The sequence below is a fragment of the Croceibacterium salegens genome (assembly GCF_009827435.1).
GTDB lineage: Bacteria > Pseudomonadota > Alphaproteobacteria > Sphingomonadales > Sphingomonadaceae > Croceibacterium_B > Croceibacterium_B salegens.
In genome coordinates this window covers 1-684 of the sequence record NZ_WTYM01000007.1, presented here as the reverse complement: position 1 = coordinate 684, position 684 = coordinate 1, and the positions used below count along the sequence as shown (strand labels likewise).

At 56.9% G+C, this 684-nt stretch carries 1 pseudogene; it reads right to left on the bottom strand.

Annotation, left to right across the window (positions count from 1 at the left end):
* Positions 1-226: 226 nt before the first annotated feature.
* Positions 227-684 (bottom strand): annotated as a pseudogene (locus tag GRI89_RS00025) (hypothetical protein); the annotation flags it as partial.

The following is a 684-nucleotide window of genomic DNA, read 5'->3' as shown; positions in this document are numbered from 1 at the left end:
AAACCCAGGCCGCGCCCGAGCTGCCGATCTCCAGGACGTCCGCATGCGCCGCCACGGGCGCAAACGAGCCCGCCAGCACCACGCCGCCAATTTGCGCAGATAACCTACTAAACATGCCTACCTTCCGCCTAAGCTCGGTAGCCAATCTGCGCTTGCATGGTTAATATTCCGCTAAAGCGCATCGTGGCAGCACCCAATCTCAATCAAAGCCAAGTTTGGGAAGTAGTCATGGCGCTGCTTCACTCGCGATCGACAGTGAAACCTGCCGCGTCTCAACATCATAGCGCACATCTATTCCGGCCGCCTTCAAAGTATCGAATGTCACATACTCTTTGGCGTAAGTCGAAGATTTGAGCCAAACAAACAACGGGCGCTCCATGCGATCTTCAAACAACGAGATCAGATCTGCCAGCCGTACGGACACAAAGGCATCGGACGAAATCTGAAGTGGAAGCTCCCCAGCGGGAGACCGATCCACCTGAACCATTGCCGATACGGTCTCGATCTTCCCATCCAAAGACGCCACACTACTCGGTCGGGCAGCCGACTCGACCCGACCGGACTCAGGCCCTTCCCATGAAGGTCGCTGCGGCACCGCAAAGATGCCCCCTAACGGACCTTCGGCTTCTGCCCCATTCGATACAAGCTGAGCGCGCGCTTCCTCATCGGAAGAAATCTCCAACC